The 21,458-nt window shown below is 70.7% G+C and carries 19 protein-coding genes; 13 read left to right on the forward strand and 6 right to left on the reverse strand.

Translation table 11 applies throughout. The features are described 5' to 3' along the window. Genes OP04_RS36490 through OP04_RS36500 form a run of 3 tightly spaced genes read left to right on the forward strand, consistent with a single transcriptional unit; the run spans position 1 to position 3,152 of the window. Positions 1–1,365, forward strand: coding sequence for a dipeptidase (locus tag OP04_RS36490; protein ID WP_033344491.1), 1,365 nt, complete (start codon positions 1–3; stop codon positions 1,363–1,365). Positions 1,366–1,383: 18 nt separating this feature from the next. Then, the gene (locus OP04_RS36495) at positions 1,384–1,593 is read left to right on the forward strand and encodes a hypothetical protein (RefSeq protein WP_033344492.1); all 210 of its coding nucleotides are present in this window, start codon (positions 1,384–1,386) and stop codon (positions 1,591–1,593) included. 29 nt (positions 1,594–1,622) lie between these two features. After that, the gene (locus tag OP04_RS36500) at positions 1,623–3,152 is read left to right on the forward strand and encodes an ATP-dependent DNA ligase (RefSeq protein WP_033344493.1); all 1,530 of its coding nucleotides are present in this window, start codon (positions 1,623–1,625) and stop codon (positions 3,150–3,152) included. A 223-nt stretch (positions 3,153–3,375) separates the two neighbouring features. Here the strand turns inward: OP04_RS36500 and OP04_RS36505 are convergent, their stop codons facing one another. Then, positions 3,376–4,197, reverse strand: coding sequence for an SURF1 family cytochrome oxidase biogenesis protein (locus OP04_RS36505; protein ID WP_051799633.1), 822 nt, complete (start codon positions 4,195–4,197; stop codon positions 3,376–3,378). Positions 4,198–4,350: 153 nt separating this feature from the next. Here OP04_RS36505 and OP04_RS36510 point away from each other — a divergent pair, with 153 nt between their 5' ends. After that, positions 4,351–4,920, forward strand: a complete 570-nt coding sequence (locus OP04_RS36510) for a GNAT family N-acetyltransferase (RefSeq protein WP_157240838.1) — start codon at positions 4,351–4,353, stop codon at positions 4,918–4,920. Positions 4,921–5,433: 513 nt separating this feature from the next. On the opposite strand, the gene OP04_RS36515 is transcribed toward OP04_RS36510, so the two are convergent. After that, positions 5,434–7,650, reverse strand: coding sequence for a transglycosylase domain-containing protein (locus OP04_RS36515; protein ID WP_232323872.1), 2,217 nt, complete (start codon positions 7,648–7,650; stop codon positions 5,434–5,436). Positions 7,651–7,756: 106 nt separating this feature from the next. On the opposite strand from OP04_RS36515, the gene cobC reads away from it, so the two are divergent. The 5 genes from cobC (at position 7,757) to OP04_RS36540 (ending at position 12,764) form a co-directional block, all read left to right on the forward strand. Then, the gene (gene cobC / locus OP04_RS36520) at positions 7,757–8,836 is read left to right on the forward strand and encodes an Rv2231c family pyridoxal phosphate-dependent protein CobC (RefSeq protein ID WP_051799635.1); all 1,080 of its coding nucleotides are present in this window, start codon (positions 7,757–7,759) and stop codon (positions 8,834–8,836) included. A 3-nt stretch (positions 8,837–8,839) separates the two neighbouring features. Further along, positions 8,840–9,898, forward strand: coding sequence for a nicotinate-nucleotide--dimethylbenzimidazole phosphoribosyltransferase (gene cobT / locus OP04_RS36525; protein ID WP_033344496.1), 1,059 nt, complete (start codon positions 8,840–8,842; stop codon positions 9,896–9,898). Further along, the gene (gene cobA / locus OP04_RS36530; protein WP_033344497.1) at positions 9,895–11,154 is read left to right on the forward strand and encodes a uroporphyrinogen-III C-methyltransferase; all 1,260 of its coding nucleotides are present in this window, start codon (positions 9,895–9,897) and stop codon (positions 11,152–11,154) included. The genes cobT and cobA overlap by 4 nt, the downstream gene beginning before the upstream one ends. Before the next feature lie 315 nt (positions 11,155–11,469). Next, positions 11,470–12,324: a hypothetical protein gene (locus OP04_RS36535; protein ID WP_157240840.1), complete on the forward strand. Its 855-nt coding sequence runs from the start codon at positions 11,470–11,472 to the stop codon at positions 12,322–12,324. Next, positions 12,309–12,764 (forward strand): GNAT family N-acetyltransferase, encoded by a 456-nt coding sequence (locus OP04_RS36540; protein ID WP_198154108.1) that lies wholly within the window; start codon positions 12,309–12,311, stop codon positions 12,762–12,764. The genes OP04_RS36535 and OP04_RS36540 overlap by 16 nt, the downstream gene beginning before the upstream one ends. Positions 12,765–12,867: 103 nt before the next feature. Here OP04_RS36540 and otsB read toward each other — a convergent pair whose 3' ends face one another. The 4 genes from otsB to OP04_RS36560 form a co-directional block, all read right to left on the reverse strand. Then, positions 12,868–15,474 carry a trehalose-phosphatase gene (gene otsB / locus OP04_RS36545; protein WP_033344500.1) on the reverse strand — a complete coding sequence of 869 codons (2,607 nt, stop codon included), beginning with the start codon at positions 15,472–15,474 and terminating at the stop codon, positions 12,868–12,870. Next, positions 15,471–16,865, reverse strand: a complete 1,395-nt coding sequence (locus OP04_RS36550) for an alpha,alpha-trehalose-phosphate synthase (UDP-forming) (protein WP_033344501.1) — start codon at positions 16,863–16,865, stop codon at positions 15,471–15,473. Before OP04_RS36550 ends, otsB begins: the two co-directional genes overlap by 4 nt. A 160-nt stretch (positions 16,866–17,025) precedes the next feature. Continuing rightward, entirely contained in the window at positions 17,026–17,412 is a 387-nt protein-coding gene (locus OP04_RS36555) for a hypothetical protein (RefSeq protein ID WP_033344502.1), read from the reverse strand. Then, complete coding sequence (locus OP04_RS36560; RefSeq protein ID WP_051799636.1) at positions 17,409–17,705, reverse strand: hypothetical protein; 297 nt, start codon at positions 17,703–17,705, stop codon at positions 17,409–17,411. Before OP04_RS36560 ends, OP04_RS36555 begins: the two co-directional genes overlap by 4 nt. Positions 17,706–17,869: 164 nt before the next feature. On the opposite strand from OP04_RS36560, the gene ettA reads away from it, so the two are divergent. From ettA to OP04_RS36580, 4 genes are all read left to right on the forward strand, one after another. Continuing rightward, complete coding sequence (gene ettA / locus OP04_RS36565) at positions 17,870–19,546, forward strand: energy-dependent translational throttle protein EttA (protein ID WP_033344503.1); 1,677 nt, start codon at positions 17,870–17,872, stop codon at positions 19,544–19,546. Positions 19,547–19,646: 100 nt separating this feature from the next. After that, a complete protein-coding gene (locus tag OP04_RS36570) occupies positions 19,647–20,060 on the forward strand; it encodes an acyl-CoA thioesterase (RefSeq protein WP_051799659.1) in 414 nt (137 codons plus the stop codon). After that, on the forward strand, positions 20,057–20,731 hold the full coding sequence (locus tag OP04_RS36575) for a hypothetical protein (RefSeq protein WP_033344505.1): 675 nt from the start codon (positions 20,057–20,059) through the stop codon (positions 20,729–20,731). Before OP04_RS36570 ends, OP04_RS36575 begins: the two co-directional genes overlap by 4 nt. A gap of 131 nt (positions 20,732–20,862) precedes the next feature. Continuing rightward, positions 20,863–21,438, forward strand: a complete 576-nt coding sequence (locus OP04_RS36580) for a type III secretion system chaperone family protein (protein ID WP_033344506.1) — start codon at positions 20,863–20,865, stop codon at positions 21,436–21,438. Positions 21,439–21,458 lie beyond the last annotated feature (20 nt).

Here is a 21,458-nt window from a genome sequence, read left to right on the forward strand (position 1 = left end):
ATGACGGATTTGATCATGGATGAGGTGGCGCTCCGGGCGGCGATCCTGCGGGAGATGCCGGGCGTGCGTGCCGACCTCGAACGGCTCGTCCGGATCCCCGGGATCGCCTTCGAGGGCTTCGACTTCTCGCACGTGGAGCGCTCGGCCGACGCGGTCGCCGAGCTGCTCCGCGGCGAGGGCCTGGAGACCCGGATCGTGCGCGCGGGCGGGCAGCCCGCCGTGATCGGGACCAGGCCGGCCCCGCCCGGCGCGCCGACCGTGCTGCTCTACGCGCACCACGACGTGCAGCCGATCGGCGACCGGAGCATGTGGGAGAGCGACCCGTTCGAGCCGGTCGAGCGCGACGGCCGGCTCTACGGCCGCGGCGCCGCGGACGACAAGGCCGGCGTGATGGCGCACATCGCGGCGCTCCGGGCGTACGGTGACGCGCTCCCGGTCGGCGTGGTGCTTTTCATCGAGGGCGAGGAGGAGTACGGCTCCGAGTCGCTGGACGCGCTGCTCGAGGCGCACCGCGACGAGCTCTCCGCCGACGTGATCGTGATCGCCGACTCGGCGAACTGGGACGTCGGCGTCCCCGCGCTGACCACCTCGCTGCGCGGCATCGTCAACGCGTTCGTCGAGGTCCGCACGCTGCACAGCGCGGTCCACAGCGGCATGTTCGGCGGCATCGCGCCGGACGCGCTGACCACGCTGGTCAAGCTGCTCGGCACGCTGCACACCGAGACCGGCGAGGTCGCGGTGGAGGGCCTGGCCGGCCGCGCGGCCTCAGAGCTCGACTACCCGGAGGACCGGCTGCGCGCCGAGGCCGGGATGCTCGACGGCGTGCAGTTCATCGGCACGGACCGGCTCACCGACCGGATGTGGACCAAGCCGGCACTGTCCATCCTCGGCATCGACGCGCCGCCCACCGCCGAGGCGCCGAACGCGCTGGTCCCGTCCGCGAAGGCAAAGCTCAACCTGCGGCTGGCGCCGGGCGACGACCCGAAGACCGCGTACACCGCGCTGAGGTCGCACCTGGAGAAGCATGCGCCGTGGGGCGCGCAGGTCACGGTCACGCTGGAGCAGGACGGCTCGCCGTCCGTCATCGACGCGACCGGCCCGGCGTTCGACGCGGCGCGCGACGCGTTCCGCACCGCGTGGGACGGCGCGGAGCCGGTGGACGTCGGCATCGGCGGGTCGATCCCGTTCATCGCCACGTTCCAGGAGCTGTTCCCGCAGGCCGCGATCCTGGTCACCGGCGTGGAGGACCCGCACTCCAAGGCACACGGTCCGAACGAGAGCCTGCACCTGGGCGAGTTCGCGCGCGCGTGCCTCGCGGAGGCGCTGCTGCTGTCGACTGTGGCGAAAGCACTCCACAAGGGCTGAATGCGCTAGTGTTCGTACATGAGTACGAATGATGTGATCGCGCGGCTGGACGCCGCCGTGAGCGCGCTGGGGGACGTGGACGTCTCCGGGTGGGACGACACCGTTCTCGCCGAGCACCTGAACGACCTGTCCGCCGCGCTGGTCGCAGTGGACGGTCAGCTCGCCCGCCTCGCCGAGGCGATCCGCACCCGGGGCCTGCAGATCGTCGAGCCTCCCATTGCCGCATAAATGTCCGAGGTGGCTGCCAGGATGGACCCGTGAGGTTCATTGATCTGGCAGCCACCTCTTCCGCGGTAGCGGCGACCTCGGCACGCAAGGCGAAGATCGAGCTGCTGGCCGAGGCACTGCGCCGGCTCGACCCCGGCGAGGTCACGGCCGGCGCCGCCTACCTCGCGGGTGAGCTGCGGCAACGACAGACCGGCGTCGGCTGGGCGGGCCTGCGCGACCTGCCCGCCCCCGCCGCCGAGCCCACGCTGACCGTCGGCGCGGTCGACGCCGCCGTCACGGAGCTCTCCGCCGTCTCCGGCACCGGCTCCCAGGCCCGGCGGCGCGCGCTGGTCGGCGCGCTCTTCGCCGCCGCCACCGCGGAGGAACAGCGATTGCTGGCCGGACTGTTCAGCGGCGAACTGCGCCAGGGCGCCCAGGCCGGCATACTCGCGGACGCGATCGCCAAGGCCGCGGACGTGCCCGCGCCGGCCGTGCGCCGTGCGCTGCTGCTCAGCGGCGACCTGAAGACCGTGGCCGAGGCCGCGCTGCACGGTGGCGCGGCCGCGCTCGCCGCGTTCGCGCTGCACGTCGGGCGGCCGCTCGCGCCGATGCTGGCCCAGAGCGCGCCCACGGTGGAGGCGGCGCTGGAGAGCACCGGCTCACCCGCGATGGTCGACGTGAAGCTGGACGGCATCCGCATCCAGGTGCATCGTTCCGGCACGGACGTCGCGGTCTTCACCCGGAGCCTGGACGACATCACCGCACGCGTACCCGAGGTGGTCGACGCGGTCCGGGTGCTGCCGCCCGGCGATCTGGTGCTGGACGGCGAGGCGATCGCGCTGGACGCGACCGGGCGGCCGCGCCCGTTCCAGGAGACGTCCGCCCGCGCGGCCACCCGCGCGGGCGGCACCGTGTCCGCGACCGGGACCGTCCTCACGCCGTACTTCTTCGATCTCCTGCACCACGAAGGCACCGACCTGCTCGACGCGCCCGGCACCACGCGCTGGGCCGCGCTCGCGGACACGCTGCCGCCGGAGCTGATCGTCGGACGCGCGCTGACCGAGACGCCGGAGCACGGCGCCGAGCTGTTCGCGACCGCGATCCGCGCCGGTCAGGAAGGCGTGGTGATCAAGTCGCCGGACGCGCCCTACGACTCCGGCCGCCGCGGTGGCGCCTGGGTCAAGGTCAAGCCCCGCCACACGCTGGACCTGGTCGTGCTCGCGGTCGAGTGGGGCAGCGGCCGCCGCAAGGGCTGGCTGTCCAACCTGCACCTGGGCGCGCGCGACGACGTGAACGGCGGCTTCGTCATGCTCGGCAAGACCTTCAAGGGCCTCACCGACGAGCTGCTGCGCTGGCAGACCGAACGCTTCCTCGCCCTGGCCGTCGACCGCGGCGACTGGGTCGTCACGGTCCGCCCCGAACAGGTCGTCGAGATCGCGTTCGACGGCGTCCAGACCAGCTCCCGCTACCCCGGCGGCGTGGCCCTGCGCTTCGCCCGCGTCCTCCGCTACCGCGACGACAAGCCCGCCGCCGAGGCCGACACCATCACCGCGGTCCGCGCCATCCACACCGGCGCCTGAGTTTGCCCGGGGGCGACCCCAGACCCCGAGCCCGCTGGCGCGACGGCCGGGCCCGCGCCTCGCCGCCGGTATTCGCGTCGGCCGGGAGGCGACAACCCAGATCAAGATCTCATTCATTTCCCGCTTCCGGCGTGGTCCGGCAGCGTGATCCTGTTTCATGAGATTCCGGGCGCGGAGCGTCCGTGGGAGGACCGGGGCGCTCGGCGCCGGTAAACGGTGTCTCCTAGCCGCGCTCGGCGATGACGCGGGCGTAGTGTTCCGCCTCCTCGGCGAGGAGGCGGGCGTCGGGGGTGGTGGGGCCCTGGGCCTCGCGGCGGGCCAGCCAGACGAAACCGGCCAGCGCGAGGGCGGCGAAGAGCCACCACTGGACGGCGTAGCCGCCGTTCTGCCAGGAGTTCTCGTGGCGGGGCTCGATCTGGGAGAACGCGGCGTCGTTGGCCGGCTGCTGCTCGGTGAGCAGCACATATGCGCCGTAGACGGGGTAGGGGAGCTCCGGCGCGAGCGTCGGCAGGCCGATGCGGCGGGTCTCCAGGCGGCCGTCCCGGCGTTCGAGCGCGCCGGCCTTGCTCTCCGAGAAATGGATCTTGCCGATGACGGTGACGGTGCCGGTCGGCGCGGGCGGGACCTGCGGGCGGGCCAGCGCGCCACCGTCCGCCGGCGGGATCCAGCCGCGGTCGACCAGGACGGCCGTGCCGTCGCTCAGGACCAGCGGCGTGACGATCTCAAAACCGACCTGACCATCGACGGTACGGCTGCGCGCCAGGATCTCGTTCGCCGAGTCGTAGCGGCCGGTGACGGTGATCCGGGTCCACTCCACGTCCGTGGCGGGCGCGTCGCCGGCCGTGCCGGTCCGCGTGGGCCGGGCCAGCGCGGAGGCGAGCGGGACCGGGGCGATGCTGTCCGCCCGGTCGATCCGGTTGTTGATCGCGGTGCGTTCCTGATAGCGGCTCAGCTGCCAGTTGCCCAGCATGACCATGACCACGGCCGCGGCGACCGCCAGCGCGAGGTAGCCCAGCCAGCGAGGGGTGAACAGGAACCGGTACACATCTCGCAGGCTACTCGCGGGTGATACCGCGGTTCCTGGCGGTGGTGATCTGTCGTTTATCGGCTCTTTCGAGGACCCAAAGCCGACTATTTCCGGTGAAAGGTCTCGGATAACCCGGGAAAAGCGTCGTACCCGGCCGGTATGGTCTGGCGCGTGAGTGTCCTTGTGGCGGTGCGCACGTTCCCGGCGTTGACCGTCTCCACCCCGCGACTCGTGGTCCGCGCGCTGACCCGCGACGACGCCAAGGAGATCGCCCCCGTCTTCAGTGACCGGACGACCCGGCGCTGGCTCCCGTTCGGCGAGGAGCTCGCGCCGATAAACGGGCTGGACTGGTGCACCGACGACGCGCAGGAGCGGCGCGACAGCGGCGCCGGCGACCACCTCGGCATCGTCCGCCGCGAGGACGACCGGCTGATCGGCAGCCTCTGGACCAAGCGCACCGACTGGGCGGGCCGCGTCACCGAGCTGTGCGTCGCGCTCGCGCCGGAAGCCCGCGGCTTCGGCCTGGCCGCGGAGGCGGTCATCGCGGTCTCGTTCGCCCTGATCATGGAGCACGGCTTCCAGCGCCTCGAGTTCCGCGTCGCCCCCGGCAACGTCGCGGCCCGCCGCGTCGCGGAGAAGGCCGGCTTCAGCTACGAGGGTGTCCTCCGCAACGCCGGCGACGTCCAGGGCGCCCGCGCCGACCTCGAGATCTGGTCCCTGGTCGCCGCCGACCTCCGCTGAGACCCGGCTCCTGCCGCACGGCCGGATCCGCCGTGCGGCGTTTCTGCGCGGGTCCGTTTTTCCTTTGCGCCTGCGGAGTCAAGCACGGTCGCCGGACCGCTAAATGACGATATTTCGGGCGCGGAGCGCCCGGACCGATCTGTGGCCGCGGGCCGCTGGCGGGGCATTGGGTGCCGTGCGGGGCCGGCCCCGCAGTTAGAGGCTGGCGGCGGGCGCTGGTTGCCGTTGCCGTGTGGGCCGGACTCGTGGTCGCGGGTCGGCGGTGGGCAGTGTGGGAGCCATGTCGCGCGGGCTGGTCCTGTGGTGGTGAGCCGGCGGCCGATGACGAAAGTCGGCGGCGCGCGGAGGTTTTCCGGGACCAGCGACGGGACCGGCTCCGATCGGGGGTCGGAAGCGGAGCGCCAGCGGAGTCTTCCGATCCCCGGAGGTTTGCCCGCGGGAGCATGCGGACCGCAACCACGCCGGAAGCGGGAAGATGATCTGGGTTTGGCTTCTCGGACCGAGGTCAGGGGGTCAGTTTCGTCGGCGGTAGGAGCGGTAGTCGTAGTAGCGGTAGTTGCGGTTGTCGGTGTATTCGCCGCGGGTCAGCTTCTTGGACGGCGGCGAGAACTTCTGGACGGGCTGGTCCTGGACGGCGTCGCGGAGGGTTTCGGCGACCGTGACGCGGGGCTTGTAGCCGTTCTGGTCGCCGACGCGGTGCTGGGGGTTGTCGGGGTCGGAGAGGAACGCGGCCACGGCGAGCTGCGGGACGTATCCGATGAACCAGGACGCCTGGTAGTTGTCGGTGGTGCCGGTCTTGCCGGCGACCTGCCGCTTGACGGTGCGCTTGACGTCGGGGGCGGTGGACCATTCGCCGCAGCGGCCGCTCTCCGAGGCGCGGGTGGTGCACATGGCGGCCTCGGTCGCGGCGCGGGCCACGTCCGCGGGGACGGCCTGGTGGCAGCGGGGGTCGGCGACGTTGATCTGCTTGCCGTCGACCGCGCGGGTGGCCTCGGTGCCGTCGGGCGCGGTGACGGAGGTGACCGGGAGCGGCTCGCAGTACTTCCCGTCCGCGGCGACGGTGGCGAACGCGTTCGCCATCTCCAGCGGGGTGGTGTCCGCGACGCCGAGCGTGAACGCGCCCCAGCCGCGGGCCCGGTCGGGGGAGGCCTGGATGCGGTCGATCTCGGTACGCCAGCGGAGCCCGAGCCGCTCGGCCATCTTCACCGCCTTCTGCGCGCCGACCTTCTGCTCCAGCTGCACGAAGTAGGTGTTCACGGACTGGCCGAAGCCGGTCCACATGTTCTTCCGGCCGGTCTGTGTCGGGCTGGCGTTGCGCACGCACCATTTGGTGCCGCACTCGCGGACGTTCCAGTCCGCGGCGTACTTCGTGCGGAGCTTCTGTGGTGAGTAGTAGCTGGTGGACAGCGGCAGGCCGTCCTCCAGCGCGGCCAGCATGGTGAACATCTTGAACGTGGAGCCTGCCTGGTATCCGGGCATGTCGCCGCCGCCGAGCAGCGGGTTCACCGTGTTGGGGTAGTTGCCGAGGATGCCGGCCCGGCGTTGCCGCGCGTCGCTGTGCCGGCCGTTGTGCTTCTGGTCGAGCGAGTAGACCCGGTTGACGGCCATGGCGCGGACGTGGCCGGTGCCGGGCTCGACCGCGACCGTGCCGAGCGCGAAGCGGCTGTCCGTCTTCTCCTTCGCCAGCACGTGCTTCTGCGCGTTCGCCTGGACGGCCGGGTCGAGCGTGGTGATCACCTTGTAGCCGCCGCGCCGCAGCCTGTCCAGCCGCGCGGCCGGGTCCGCGCCGAACGCCTCCTGCTGCATCCACCAGTTCTTGAAGTAGTCGCAGAAGTAGCCCCAGTCGTTGGTGGCCTGGGCGACGGAGACGCAGTCGTTCGGCGGGTTGGTCAGCTGGAGCGAGATCGGCTCGGCCTTGACGGTGCGGGCCTCGGCCGTGGTGATGAAGCCGGCCTCGGCCATCCGGTCGATCACGTAGTTGCGGCGTTCGGTGGCCGCGTGCTGGTCGCTGCCGGCGGGGTCGTACGCGGAGGGCGCCTTGACCAGCCCGGCGAGCGTCGCGGCCTCGGCCACGGTCAGGTCGTTCGCAGTCTTGGAGAAGAAGACCTCGGAGGCGGCGGCGATGCCGTACGCGCGGTGCCCGAAGTAGGCGGAGTTGAGGTAGCCCTCCAGGATCTGCTCCTTGGACATTCGTTTCTCCACCTCCATCGCCAGGCTCATCTCGCGCAGCTTGCGGGCGGTGGTCTGCTCGGTCGCGGCGAGCGCCTCGGTGGGGGAGTCGGCGCCGTCGCGCAGCGCCATCCGGACGTACTGCATGGTCAGCGTGGAGGCACCCTGGGAGACGCCGCCGGCGCGCTGGTTCGCGACGAACGCGCGTGCCGCGCCCTTCATGTCGACGCCGTTGTGCTCGTAGAAGCGGGAGTCCTCGGCCGCGATGATCGCGTGCTGGACGTTCTGCGCGACGTCGGCGATCGCGACCGGCTTGCGGTGCTCCTCGTAGAACATGGTGAGCAGCGTCGTGCCGTCGGAGGCGTAGACGTAGCTGGTCTGGGCGCTGGGCGGCACGGTGAGCTCGCGGGGGAGTTCGCGCACCTTCTGGATGCCGACCTTGGCACCGAGACCGGCGAGCGCGGCCAGTGGGTACGCCATGCCGGCCACGATCACGCCGACGATGATCCCGGTCCGGAGAAGGGCCGCGAGCCGGCTGATCGTCGAGGTGTCACGCTCCATACGCCAAAAGTAGGACATATTCGCTTATCTGAGGGCGGAAAGGACTGAACCGCTTCTCACATCTCGTCTGGCGGTCTGTGAGGGCGCGGGAGGGGTCCCGCATGCTGTGGTGGACCGAAGCAGGCGAGCGAAGGGCGGGAGTGTGCTGGAGGAGCTGGGGCACCACGGTGACGCGGAGGTGGCACCGGGACTGGTCGATCTGGCGGTGAACGTCCGTCGCGACCCGATGCCCGACTGGCTGTCCGGACCGATCCTGGCGTCGTTGTCCGGGCTCGCGGCGTACCCGGACCCCGGTCCGGCGACCGCGGCGATCGCGGCACGGCACCGGCGACCGCCGGAGGAGGTGCTGCTCACGGCCGGTGCGGCGCAGGGGTTCGTGCTGCTGGCCCAGGCGCTGCGCGGGGCGCGCTGCCCGGTGGTGGTGCATCCGCAGTTCACCGAGCCGGAGGCGGCGCTGCGCAGCGCCGGTCACGATGTGCGGCGGGTGATCCTGACCGGGGACTTCCGGCTCGGGTCCGCGCCGGTTCCGGACGAGGCCGACCTGGTCTTCATCGGCAACCCGACCAACCCGACCTCGGTGCTGCACCCGGCGGCGGAGATCGCGGCACTGGCCGCGGCCGGGCGGGTGCTGGTCGTCGACGAGGCGTTCGCGGACAGCGCCCACCGGGACGGGCTCGACCGGGAGCCGGAGTCGCTGGCCGAGCGGCGTGACCTGCCGGGTCTCGTGGTGGTCCGCAGCCTCACCAAGACCTGGGGGCTCGCGGGGCTGCGCGTCGGCTACCTGCTCGGTCCGGCGGAACTGATCGCGCGCTGCCGGGCCGTGCAGCCGCTGTGGCCGGTCTCCACGCCCGCGCTCGCGGCCGCGGAGGCGTGCGCCTCACCCGTGGCCGTCGCCACCGAACGGGAGATCGCCGCGCGCCTGGCAGACGAACGGGGATACCTTGTCCGCCGGCTGCGCGCGCTGCCGGGCGTCACCGTGCCGGGCGAGCCGGAGAGCGCGTTCGTGCTGGTCACAATGGACGGCGCGGACAAGCTGCGGCTGGCGCTGCGGGAGGCGGGCTTCGCGGTGCGGCGCGGCGACACGTTTCCGGGGCTGGGCGCGGACTACGTACGCGTCGCGGTGCGAGACACTGCGACCACTGACCGTTTCGCCGACGCACTCGGCGGACTGCTGGAAAGAGGCTGACCCATGCGGGACACGCTCGCGGCCATCCGGGCGCTGGACATCCGTCCCCTGGACGAGGAGGCCATGGCGGCCGCCCGGTCGCTGCACGGACGGCTGACCAAGCCCGCCGGGTCGCTCGGCGCGCTGGAGGACCTCTCCGTGCGGCTGGCCGGTCTCGCCCGCGCCTGTCCGCCACCGCTGCCCTCGCCGGCCGCGGTCGCGATCTTCGCGGGCGACCACGGCGTCCACGCCCAGGGCGTCACGCCGTGGCCGCAGGAGGTCACCGTGCAGATGGTGGCGAACTTCCTGGCCGGCGGCGCCGTGATCAACGCGTTCGCGCGGGAGACCGGCGCGGACGTGCACGTGGTCGACGTCGGCATCGCGGCCGAGCTCGACCCCGCGCCCGGCCTGATCTCCGCCAAGATCCGTCCCGGCACGGCGGACCTCGCGACCGGGCCGGCCATGACGCACGACGAGGCACTGGCCGCAATCGACGCCGGCCTCACGGTGGCGGCTCAACTGATCGACGGCGGCGCGAAGATCCTGGTCGCGGGCGACATGGGGATCGCGAACACCACGCCGGCCGCGGCCCTGATCGCGGCACTGACCGGGCGTGACCCGGCGGAGGTCACCGGCCGGGGCACCGGCATCAACGACTACACCTTCGAGCTCAAGATCGCGGTGGTACGGAATGCGCTGCGCCGCCTGCCCGGCGACGCGGACGTGCTGCGGGTGCTGGCGGAGGTCGGCGGGCTGGAGCACGCGGCGATCGCCGGGTTCATGCTGGGGGCGGCCGCGCACGGCGTACCCCTGGTGGTGGACGGCGTGAACGCCGCGGCCGGTGCGCTGATCGCGGCCGCGCTGCACCCCGACGTGGCCGGCGCGCTGATCGCCGGTCACCGGTCCGTCGAGCCGGGCGCCACCGCGGCACTTGCCCACCTGGGCCTCGAACCCCTCATCGACCTCGGCATGCGGCTCGGCGAAGGGACCGGCGCGGTGCTCGCGCTGCCGATCGTCTCCGGCGCCGTCCGCGTGCTGCACGAGGTCGCCACCTTCGACTCCGCCGGAGTGTCCGAGAAGTGACCGAACTCTATCCCCTCGCGCTGCGCCTGACCGGCCGCAAGGTCCTGGTCGTCGGCGGCGGCGCGGTCGCCACCCGCCGCGTTCCCGCGCTGCTGTCCGCCGGTGCCCGCGTGCTGCTCGTCTCCCCGCACCTCACGCCCGCGCTGCAGTCGCTGGCCGACGCGGGCCGGATCACCTGGGCCGCCCGCCGTTTCGAGGCCGCGGACGTCGACGACGCCTGGCTGGTCCAGGTGGCGGTGAACGACGCCGCGGCGGCCGCCGAGGTCAGCGTGGCCGCGGAGGAGCGCCGCGTCTTCTGCGTCCGCGCGGACGACCGGGCGGCCGCGACCGCGTGGACGCCCGCGGTCACCCGGCACGGCGCGGTCACCGTGGCCGTCACCGGCGGCGGCGACCCGCACCGCGCCCAGGTCGTCCGCGACGCGATCCGCGACGGACTGGCCGACGGCACGCTGCCCGGCTGCCACGTGCCGGACGCGCCCGCCGGGTTCTCCGGTGCCGCACCCGAGACCGCGGCCGCGCCCGGCCGGGTCGTGCTGGTCGGCGCCGGCCCCGGCGACCCCGAGCTGATCACGGTGAAGGGGCGGCGGCTGCTCGCGGCCGCGGACGTCGTGGTCGCGGACCGGCTGGTCCCGGGCCTGCTGCTGGACGAGCTGCGCCCCGAGGTGGAACTGGTCGACGCCTCCAAGATCCCCTACGGCCCCGCGAAGGCGCAGGAGGAGATCAACCGGATCATCGTGGACCGGGCGCGCGCGGGCGCGTTCGTGGTGCGGCTCAAGGGTGGCGACCCCTACGTCTTCGGCCGCGGGGGCGAGGAGGCGATCGCCTGCGCCGAGGCCGGCGTACCGGTCACCGTGGTCCCCGGCGTGACCAGCTCGATCGCGGCGCCCGCCGTGGCCGGCATCCCGGTCACGCACCGTGGGGTGGCGCACGAGTTCACCGTGGTCTCCGGCCACGTCGCCCCGGACGACCCGACCTCGCTGGTCGACTGGCCGTCGCTGGGCGGCATGCGCGGCACGGTGGTGATCCTGATGGGCCTGAAGAACCTCCCGAAGATCGCCGCCACCCTGATGGCCCACGGCCGCTCCCCGTCCACCCCCGCCGCCGTCGTCCAGGAGGGCACCACCGGCGAACAGCGCGTCGTCCGCGCCGCCCTCGGCGACGTCGTCGAGAAGACCGCCGCCGCCGGCATCCGCCCACCCGCCATCGTCGTCGTCGGCGACGTGGTGGACGCGCTCTCCTCGGTCCCGGTCGCCTGACCCGCCGCGTGGCCGGTGTTCCGGCCACGCGGCGTCTCCCGGAGCACCGGCCAGGTGTGCCGGGCCCCGGCAGATGTCGTGCTCGTCCCGACTCCCGCGGCAAACGGGAATCGCGACTCGCCGGCCCGCGATCAATTCGCATTCAAGATCGACGAAATTGTCGCCATGAAGATCGAAATAAGTCTTGTGGCGAACTGGCATGCTTGTGCCTGTAGCGCCTCAGGCTCTACAACGGACATAGGGCGCATATAGCGTCGCTGGCATTCGGCGGGACGGTGTACCGTACTCGCCGTATTGCAGTGTCACGCGGGAAGCATGCCGATCGGATCCTGGACGGGGATTGTCATGATCGTTGCAATTGGGGTCGTTCTGGCGATCGTGGCCGGTCTGATGTCTTATCTGTTGCCGGACGTCAAGTCGATAGTCAGTTTCGTGGCAGGGCTTCAGGTGACCATGCTGGCCGTGCAGATCGAATATCTCGTCCGCCAGAACGGGCAGACCAAGAGCATCATCCACCAGCTGTCCCTCACCGAGGCGGTGAGCCGCATAGCGTGGATGCCTCGGCTCGTGAAGGGCATGGCGGAGTCGATCGAGAAGATCGAGCAGAGGTTTCCCGACAGCCCGGCGATGGTGGCGGCCCGCAAGCTGATCGAGGACAGTGATCGAGGTCTGAAGCAATTGGAGCGCGGTCACATAGTTCATGACTACGAGGACATCAGCATACTTCTGGACCAGGCTCCGAGGACGCGGAGGAGCATTCGCGCCACCAGTCTTCAGGAGGTTGACCTCGCCTGGTGGATGTCGCCCTTGGGGAAGAAGTACTGGAGCCTGCTGAAGGCCGCCATTGATCGGGGTGTGCATGTCGAGCGGATTTTCATCTACACCGAGTGGACTGATGCCCTGAACGGTTTGGCGGAGGATCAGCATGCCTCCGGGGTGCACGTATTCAAGGTCCGGAAGGAGGACATACCGCCTGATTTGCAGATCGACATGATAGTTTGGGACGAGACATGCGCATACCGGGCGGTGCTCACGAATAACAGCGGCGGGCATCGCAACTCTTTCACCCTGGATCTCGGGGAGATTCAGGACATGATCATGACTTACAACAGGGTCTACAGCCTCGCTACCCACCTCAAGGGAGACGAATCGTCGTGCATCCTGCATTGAAGATTCGCTGCGCCGATTCCAGTGATCTGGCGAACGTCACCGCGCTCGAAGAGAGTCTGTTCGGCTATCTGAGCTACCCGTTCTATCTTTTTCGGCAGGTTCATGAGGCCTATCGTTCGACTTTCTACGTGGCCGAGGACGCCGGCGGCATCGTCGGATACGTCATCGCCATTCCTGCCGAGGACGGCATCACCGGGTGGTTCTGGTCGGTGGGAGTGCACGCGGACCACGTGCGGAAGGGCATCGGGCAAGGCCTTGTCGAGCACACGCTCAGGGGAATGCGATCGTCCGGCATCAAGCAGGCCTTCCTGAGTGTCGATCCAGGAAATTCTGCCGCGATCGCGCTTTACACCAAGGTGGGATTCCGGGTGGCGAGGACGGAGATCGACTACCTCGGTCCGGGGGAGGATCGCCTCATCATGGAAGTGGCGATCTCCTGAGCTGTCGTGGCAACCGGCGGAAACGACCGGAGACTCACAGAGTCCGGCCGCCGCGAGTGACCCGCGGCGGCCGGTGGAGCCTGGTGAAACGGTTAAACGGTCGTCACGCCGGGGTGAGGACGTTGTTGAGGAGCAGGGCGCAGCGGACCAGGCCGAGGTGGCTGTAGGCCTGCGGGTGGTTGCCCAGTCCGCGTTCGGCCATCGGGTCGTACTGCTCGGGGAGCAGGCCGGTCGGGCCGGCCGTGTCCAGCATCTGCGTGAACAGCTCTTCCGCGTCGGCACGGCGGCCGGTGCGGAGGTAGGCCTCGATGAGCCAGGCCGTGCAGATGTGGAAGCCGCCCTCGCGGCCCGGGAGGCCGTCGTCCCAGCGGTAGCGGTAGACGACCGGGCCGGAGCGCAGGTCGGCCTCGATCTTGAGGACCGTGGCGAGGAAGCGCGGGTCGTCGTCCGGGAGCAGGCCGGAGAGGCCGATCCAGAGCGATGACGCGTCCATGTCCTCGTCGCCGTAGGCCACCGAGTAGGCGCCGACGCCCTCGTGCCAGCCGTGCTCGAGCACGTCCGCCCCGATGGTGTCGCGGAGCGCGGCCCAGGCGGACGACGAGCGGCCGTTGCCGTGCCGCTCGACCATCTTGACCGCGCGGTCGACCGTCATCCAGCACATGACCTTGGAGAACACGTGGTGGCGCGGGGCTAGGCGGGCTTCCCAGATGCCGTGGTCGGGCTCGTGCCAGCGGCGCTCGACGGCCTGGACCATCGAGTCGAGCAGGCCCCACTCCTCGTCGCGGACCGAGCCGCGCGCGTCGGCGACGGCCGCGATCAGGTCCGCGACCGGGCCGAAGATGTCCAGCTGGAGCTGGTGGTTGGCCAGGTTGCCGACGCGCACCGGGCGAGAGCCGGCGTAACCGGGCAGCGTGTCGATGACCGCCTCGGCGCCGAGCTCGTAGCCCTCGATGGTGTAGAGCGGGTGGAGCCGCTCGGGGTGGCCACCGCTGCGCTCCACGCACCCGTCGACCCAGCGCAGGAACGCCTCGGCCTCGGTGAGCGAGCCCAGGTCGACCAGCGCGCGGGCGGTCATGGCGGCGTCGCGCAGCCAGCAGTAGCGGTAGTCCCAGTTCCGGACGCCGCCGACCTCCTCGGGCAGCGACGTGGTCGCCGCGGCCAGGATCGAGCCGGTGGCCTCGTGGGTGAGACCGCGCATGGTGAGCGCGCTGCGCAGCACCAGGTCCCGGGCGACGGTGGGCAGCTTCAGGCCGCCTGCCCACTCGCGCCAGGGGCGTTCCGCGTTCTCCTGCCGGGTGCGGGCGACGATGCCGCTGTGGCCGAGGTCGTGCGACCCGAACCGCAGCTCCAGCGTGACCTCGCCGCCGGCCGCGGTCAGGTCGACCAGCGCGCGTGCGGTGTCCCGGTCGCCGTCGGACTCGACCTCCCACGTGACGCCGGGGGAGTAGAGCGCGACCGGCTCGTTGGAGCCGAGCACCAGCAGGCCGTCGCCGGTCGGCTGGAGCTGCACCGCGACCTGGCCGAACTCGGGACGCGGCGCGAACTCGAGCCGCACCTTGCCGTGCCCGGAGAGCACGCGGATGAGCGTCGAGTCCGCGGTCGCGACCGTCAGCTCGGTGGTCTCGTCCTCGTGCACGCTGGTGTCCAGCCAGTCCGTGACGGTCAGCCCGGACCAGCGGGTCTCGACCGTCATGGTGCCGGGCCGGTAGCGCTGGCCGAGCGGGATGCCGCCGCGCTCCGGCGAGACCGAGAAGAAGCCGGCCGGGTTGCCGCCGAGCAGGTCAGCGAAGATCGCGGACGCGTCCGGACGGGGGTGGCACAGCCAGGTGACCTTGGCTTCCGGCGTGATCAGCGCGACCGTGCGCCGGTTGGAGAGCATCGAGTGGCGCTCGATCGGCACCGCGTGCTCGCCGAAGAGCCAGTTCCGCCGGGTCTGGAGCACGAGCGCGAGCAGGCGCGCGGCCTCGATCGGCTCGGCGACGCGGAATCCGGCCTTGGTGCCGCCGTCACCGATCTTGATGCCGACGTCCGGGCCCTGGAGCGTGCCGAATGCGTCCTCGTCCGTCACGTCGTCGCCGATGTAGAGCACGGCGCTGGCGGAGAGCTGGCTGCGCAGCTGGTCGATCGCGGAGCCCTTGTGCGTGGTGACGACGGAGAGCTCCAGCACCTCCTTGCCGCGCTTGACGTAGACGCCGGGCCAGGACGCGGGACCGGCCTCGATCGCGTCCACCACCTGGCGGGCCACGATCGGCTCGGCGCCGCGGTAGTGCACCGCGATGCTGGCCGGCTTGGCCTCCAGCCGCACGCCGGCCCGTCCGCCGACGATGCCGCGGATCTCCATCTGCAGCCGGGTGCGGATCTCGATCAGCTCCGGGTCGAGCCGCTCCAGGAAGCCGACGTCGAACTCGGAGCCGTGGCTGCCGACGAGGTGGACCTCGCTGGGCAGCCGGGAGAGCGTCGCCAGGTCGCGCAGCGCGCGGCCGGACACGACCGCCACGGTGGTCTGCGGCAGCGCGGCGAGCGCGCGGATCGCGGCGACCGACTCCGGCAGCGGCACCGCGCGGGAGTGGTCCTCCACGATCGGGGCGAGCGTGCCGTCGTAGTCGCAGGCGACCAGCAGGTTGGGGACGCGGGCGATGCGGCCGATGGCGGCGCGCAGCTCCGGATCGATCTGAGCACCCCGGAGGTCGAGGTCGAGCGGGGACGTCACGCCGCCTCCGGAACGCCGAGCTCGTTCAGGAACGAGCGGGCCCAGTGATCGACGTCGTGGGCGCGCAGGTGCCGCTGCATGACGCGCATGCGACGCCGGGCCTCGGCAGGCTCGATGTGCGCGGCGCGCAGCAGCACCTCCTTGACGCCCTCGGGGTCGTGCGGGTTGCACAGAAACGCTTGACGCAGCTCGGTCGCGGCACCCGCGAACTCGCTGAGCACCAACGCGCCGCCGGTGTCGGCGCGCGTGGCGACGTACTCCTTGGCCACCAGATTCATTCCGTCTCGCAGAGGGGTCACCATCATGACGTCGGCCGCGCTGTAGAGCGCGGCCAATTCACTGCGACTGTACGACTGGTGGAGATAGTGGACCGCGGGCACGCCCACCCGTCCGAATTCGCCGTTGATGCGCCCGACCTCACGCTCAACCTTGACCCTGAGCGCCTGGTAGTGCTCGACGCGCTCCCGGCTCGGCGTGGCCACCTGGACCATCACCGCGTCCGGAACTGTCAGCTTTCCGTCAGCGAGCAGTTCGCGGAACGCCTTCAGCCGGAGTTCGATGCCCTTGGTGTAGTCGAGCCGGTCCACGCCCAGGATGACGGTCTTGGGGTTGCCCAGCTCGCCGCGGATCTCCTTGGCGCGGGCCTGGATGCCGGGGTCGGCCGCCATCCGCTCCATCTCGGCCACGTCGATCGAGATCGGGAACGCGCCGGCCTTCACCTGGCGTCCGTCGACGTGGATCATCTGGCCCTCGTAGCGCAGGCCGAGCAGGTGCCGGGCCAGACGGACGAAGTTCTGCGCGGCGAGCCGCTGCTGGAAGCCGATCAGGTCCGCGCCGAGCAGACCGCGCAGGATCTCGGTGCGGAACGGCATCTGCATGAACAGCTCGATCGGCGGGAACGGGATGTGCAGGAAGAAACCGATCTTCAGGTCCGGCCGCAGCTCGCGCAGCATGGCCGGGACCAGCTGCAGCTGATAGTCCTGCACCCAGACGGTGGCACCCTCGGCGGCGACCTCGGCCGCGGCCTCCGCGAAGCGCTGGTTGACGGTCCGGTAGGTCTCGCGCCAGCTCCGCTTGTACGCCGGCGTCTCGACCGCGTCGTGATAGAGCGGCCAGATCGTCGCGTTCGACTGGCCCTCGTAGTACCGCTCGAGCTCGACTGCGCTCAGCGGCACGGGATGGATGTTTATGCCCTCCAGCTCGAAGGGATCGGGCGCGTCGCCGGTGCCACCGGCCCAGCCGATCCAGGTGCCGCGCTCGCGCACGAGCACGGGGTGGAGGGCGGTGACCAGTCCGCCAGGGCTCGGCCGCCACTGGCGCCCCTCCGGGGTGGTCACCTCATCCACGGGCAGGCGGTTGGCGACAACGACGAAGGAACTACGCTCGGCCACGTTCCGTACACCTCCGGTGTAATGCGGGGTCCCGGCTGAGAGCCTACTGTCCGGTCGTTGACAGCCGGTGTCGCCGGTCGCACCGTGAAATGCCACCCCGCGAGGCAACCCAAACGCGCAGGTGACACGACCAACATCAAGATCTTTTCACGGGTACGCCTCAGAGCTCGATGATCGGCCACTCCTTCGGCAGGACCTGGTGGATCAGATCGGCATGCGCGCTCATGATCGGCACGATGGGCCGGGCGGCTGCCTCCATTGCGGTCTGCGCAAGATCCATGGTCTTTAGCATCCGGCTCCAGCCACCCATGATGGCGCACATGTTCAGCTCGACCGGTGCGACGACGGTTTGTGGCAGCGTGGAGAGAACGTCGAGGTAGTGCCACTGCTCACTGTCCGCCTCGCGATACGCCTGACTGAGGCAGAGCGCCGGGACGACTACCTCCAGGCCTTGATCGGCCGTCTTGGCGATGCGTTCGCCGACGAACTCTGAACCGGCGGTATAGGAAAGGATGGCGCTGGTGTCGAGCACCAGGCCGGCGGTCATCCGGCGCGCCGGGCGTTTACCGCAGCCTGCTGACGATTGATCTCGTCGCGCAGGGCTTCAGCCTGGGAGCGCAGCTCGGGCGTGATGCGCTGCTGCATCTCGTCGAACTGGCGGCCTGCTGCTGCTATGCCCTCTTCGTCGAGCTGAAACCCAAGCCCGCGGAGTGCGTTTCGGGTTCGCTCGCCAGCCATCCGGTAACGGACGGCTGAGGTGATGAAAGCCGAGACGTTCGGCTCCTGTTCAAGGCGAGCGGCTACGTCGTCGGGGACGCTGATCGCGAGCTTCTTGGTCATACTCGCAAGCTAGCGAGTGATACCAGTGCTGGCAAGGCCTCGACAGGGTGGTGTGCGGGATGCCCACCCGACCTGTCAGGATTGACACTGTTGTCTGCTGCCCTCGGCAGAGCCGCGGCGAGGCCGCCGGAATTCTCATCACTGACTCGGAGGTAGGGCGCACCGTGGCCCAGTACATCTACGTCCTGGAAAAGGCGCGTAAGGCGCACGGCGACAAGGTCGTGCTCGACAACGTGACGCTGAGCTTCCTGCCCGGTGCCAAGATCGGTGTGGTCGGCCCGAACGGCGCCGGTAAGTCCAGCCTGCTGAAGATCATGGCCGGGCTCGACCGGCCGAGCAACGGCGAGGCCCGCCTGATGCCCGGCTACACCGTCGGCATGCTGGCGCAGGAGCCGCCGCTGAACGACGAGAAGACCGTCCTCGGCAACATCGAGGAGGCGGTCGCCGCGACCAAGGAGAAGCTCGCCCGCTTCAACGCGATCGCCGAGGAGATGGCGACGAACTACACGGACGAGCTGATGGAGGAGATGGGCAAGCTCCAGGAGGAGCTGGACCACGCGGACGCGTGGGACATCGACGCCCAGCTCCAGCTCGCCATGGACGCGCTGCGCTGCCCGCCGGCCGACGCGGACGTCACCCAGCTCTCCGGTGGTGAGCGCCGCCGCGTCGCGCTGTGCAAGCTGCTGCTCGAGGCGCCCGACCTGCTGCTGCTCGACGAGCCCACCAACCACCTGGACGCGGAGAGCGTGCACTGGCTGGAGCAGCACCTGTCGAAGTACGCCGGCACCGTCCTGGCCATCACCCACGACCGGTACTTCCTGGACAACGTGGCCGGCTGGATCCTGGAGCTGGACCGCGGCCGGGCGATCGGTTACGAGGGCAACTACTCGACGTACCTGGAGAAGAAGGCCGCGCGCCTCTCGGTCGAGGGCCGCAAGGACGCGAAGATGCGCAAGCGCCTCTCCGAGGAACTGGAGTGGGTCCGGTCGAACGCGAAGGCGCGCCAGACCAAGTCCCGTTCCCGCCTCGACCGGTACGAGGAGATGGCCGCCGAGGCGGAGAAGACCCGCAAGCTCGACTTCGAGGAGATCCAGATCCCGCCGGGCCCGCGCCTGGGCAACACGGTGATCGAGGTCAACGGCCTGACCAAGGGCTTCGACGGCCGGACGCTGATCGACAACCTGTCGTTCTCGCTGCCGCGCAACGGCATCGTCGGCATCATCGGCCCGAACGGCGTCGGCAAGACCACGCTGTTCAAGACGATCGTCGGTCTGGAGCAGCCGGATTCCGGCGAGGTCAAGGTCGGCGAGACGGTCAAGCTCTCCTACGTCGACCAGAACCGGTCCGGCCTGGACGGCGACAAGTCGCTCTGGGAGGTCGTCTCCGACGGCCTGGACCACATGATGGTCGGCAAGGTCGAGATGCCGTCCCGTGCCTACGTGGCCGCGTTCGGCTTCAAGGGCCCGGACCAGCAGAAGGCCACGAAGATCCTCTCCGGTGGTGAGCGGAACCGGTTGAACCTCGCGCTGACGCTGAAGATCGGCGGCAACGTGATCCTGCTCGACGAGCCGACCAACGACCTCGACGTCGAGACGCTCTCCAGCCTGGAGAACGCGCTGCTGGAGTTCCCCGGTTGCGCCGTGGTCATCTCCCACGACCGGATGTTCCTGGACCGCGTGTCCACCCACATCCTCGCCTGGGAGGGCGACGACGAGAACCCGGCGAAGTGGTTCTGGTTCGAGGGCAACTTCGACGCCTACGAGAAGAACAAGATCGACCGGCTCGGCGCCGACGCCGCCCGTCCGCACGCGGTGACCTACCGCAAGCTGACCCGCGACTGAGACCGGCCTTCGAGGGCGCCCGGCCGATGCCGGGCGCCCTCTCCATAGAACGGGGTACCGCGTGCGCTACGTCCATCACTGCGCGCTCCGCTGGTCGGACATGGACTCGTACGGCCACGTCAACAACACGCGCTTCCTGACGCTCTACGAGGAGGCCCGGGTCGCGCTCATCTACGCCCTGGCCGCGGAGCGCGGCGGCCCGTCCCTGGTGGACGACGGTGTGGTGATCTCCCGCCACGAGATCGACTACGTGCGCCCGGTGGTCTACCGCACCGACGCCTCCCTGGCCCCGCCCCCGCCGCCGCACGTGCGCATCGAGCTGTGGATCGAGAACATCCGCGGCGCGCAGTTCACCGTGGTCTACGAGCTGTTCGACGGGGATCTGCTGGCCAGCCGCGCGCGTACCGTGTGCGTGCTCTTCGATCTGGCCGGTCAGCGCCCGCGGCGGATGACACCCCACGAGCGGGAGTTCCTCAGCCGGTACGACCCGGCCGTGGACGGGGCGCGGACATGAGCGCGCCGGTGGCGAGCCACGGCGTGACCGGCGCGCAGGACGCGGGCGCGTTCCTGGTGCGCCTGACCCGGCTGGACCCGTCCGCGGTGGTGCGGCTCCGGTCGTACCGTGGCCGCACTGATCTCTGGGCCATGCTCCCGTGGAACGTGATGGTGACCCGGACCGTCGACGGCGACGGCCCCGGCGACGCCACGGTCGCGGCCGCGGATCTGCTGCACCAGCTGGCCCGCGGTGCCCGGTCGCTGCCGGTGCGCCGGGACTCGGACTGGCGGTGGGGCCTGCCGCCGGACGGCGCCCGGTCGGTGGAGCGGCTGCCGGTGGCCGAGCTGCGACGGGTGGCCGAGGCCGCGGCCGGTGCGCTGCGCGACGCGACCGAGAACGGCGTCGGCGGGCAGCCGGTGGGGGAGCGGGCGCTGCGCGACGCGCTGCTCGATCATGTGGCAATCGTGGTCACAACGGACACCACGCAGCGTATCGAAATATCTCAACGTCTTGTCCAGGGTGTTACGCGCATGGGCTTCCTGGGTGGACGGCCGTCACCGGTGGAGTCCGATGTGCACGTCCGGCTCGCCGGGCGGTGGGTCGGATTGGCCGCGCCCTACGGTGCGGCCTGGCTTCCGGCCGTCAGTCAGCTCGGCCTGCGACCGGCTACTCCTCATACGTTCGGATGATGTCCGATGGTCCGTTCGGTTTTGTGCGGGCGTTGGGGGGATGACCTCAGGCGGCGATCCGGGTAGCGTCGGGCCTCGGGTCCCACGCAACGTAGGCGGCCGGATCCGCTGGGGAGTGAGGTGCGCAAGCGATGCCGTGGTGGTCATGGCGCCCCGGTCACGCCGGTGGCGGCGAGCCGGAGTCCCGAGGTGGAACGTCGACGGACAGCGCTGTCCGGCCCGGGGTGGTCACCCCGCCGGCCCAGCGAGAGCCCGAAAGATCCATCCCCGCGGTCGAGCTGCCGCCCGAGGTCGCGCCGGTCACGCTGCGCCGGGTCGGCGACGCGCTCGACATGCTGGACATCCGCTACCTCGCCGACGGCGACGGCAGCCTGCTCGCCATGTGGGAGCGGCACGCCGTGCTGTTCACGCTGGAGGGGCCGGAGGACGAGATCCTGGTGATGCGCGCCCGCCCCCACTCCACCGTCCCGCCGGACTGGGCCGATCGGGCGTACCGCGTGGTCAACGAGTGGAACCACACCCGGCGCTTCTGCAAGGCCTACGTCGGCGACCCCACCGAGCGCGGCCAGCTCCCCATCTACGCCGAGCTGCAGGTCCCGCTCGGCTCCGGCGCCCACGACGCCCTGCTCGTCGAGATGCTCGACTGCGGTGCGGCCGTGGCCACCTCATTCGTCGACTGGCTCCACGACGAAGGTGCTCTGCTGTGATGGTCGTCGCTCCGCTCCTC

This window comes from Catenuloplanes japonicus, assembly GCF_000717135.1.
Lineage (GTDB): Bacteria > Actinomycetota > Actinomycetes > Mycobacteriales > Micromonosporaceae > Catenuloplanes > Catenuloplanes japonicus.

Coding starts and splice junctions, on each gene's coding strand:
- OP04_RS36490 (WP_033344491.1), top strand. CDS start 1: ATGACGGATTTGATCATGGATGAGGTGGCGCTCCGGGCGGCGATCCTG.
- OP04_RS36495 (WP_033344492.1), top strand. CDS start 1,384: ATGAGTACGAATGATGTGATCGCGCGGCTGGACGCCGCCGTGAGCGCG.
- OP04_RS36515 (WP_232323872.1), bottom strand. CDS start 7,650: ATGGAGCGTGACACCTCGACGATCAGCCGGCTCGCGGCCCTTCTCCGG.
- cobT (WP_033344496.1), top strand. CDS start 8,840: ATGCGGGACACGCTCGCGGCCATCCGGGCGCTGGACATCCGTCCCCTG.
- OP04_RS36535 (WP_157240840.1), top strand. CDS start 11,470: ATGCCGATCGGATCCTGGACGGGGATTGTCATGATCGTTGCAATTGGG.
- OP04_RS36555 (WP_033344502.1), bottom strand. CDS start 17,412: ATGACCGCCGGCCTGGTGCTCGACACCAGCGCCATCCTTTCCTATACC.
- OP04_RS36560 (WP_051799636.1), bottom strand. CDS start 17,705: ATGACCAAGAAGCTCGCGATCAGCGTCCCCGACGACGTAGCCGCTCGC.
- OP04_RS36570 (WP_051799659.1), top strand. CDS start 19,647: ATGGACTCGTACGGCCACGTCAACAACACGCGCTTCCTGACGCTCTAC.
- OP04_RS36575 (WP_033344505.1), top strand. CDS start 20,057: ATGAGCGCGCCGGTGGCGAGCCACGGCGTGACCGGCGCGCAGGACGCG.
- OP04_RS36580 (WP_033344506.1), top strand. CDS start 20,863: ATGCCGTGGTGGTCATGGCGCCCCGGTCACGCCGGTGGCGGCGAGCCG.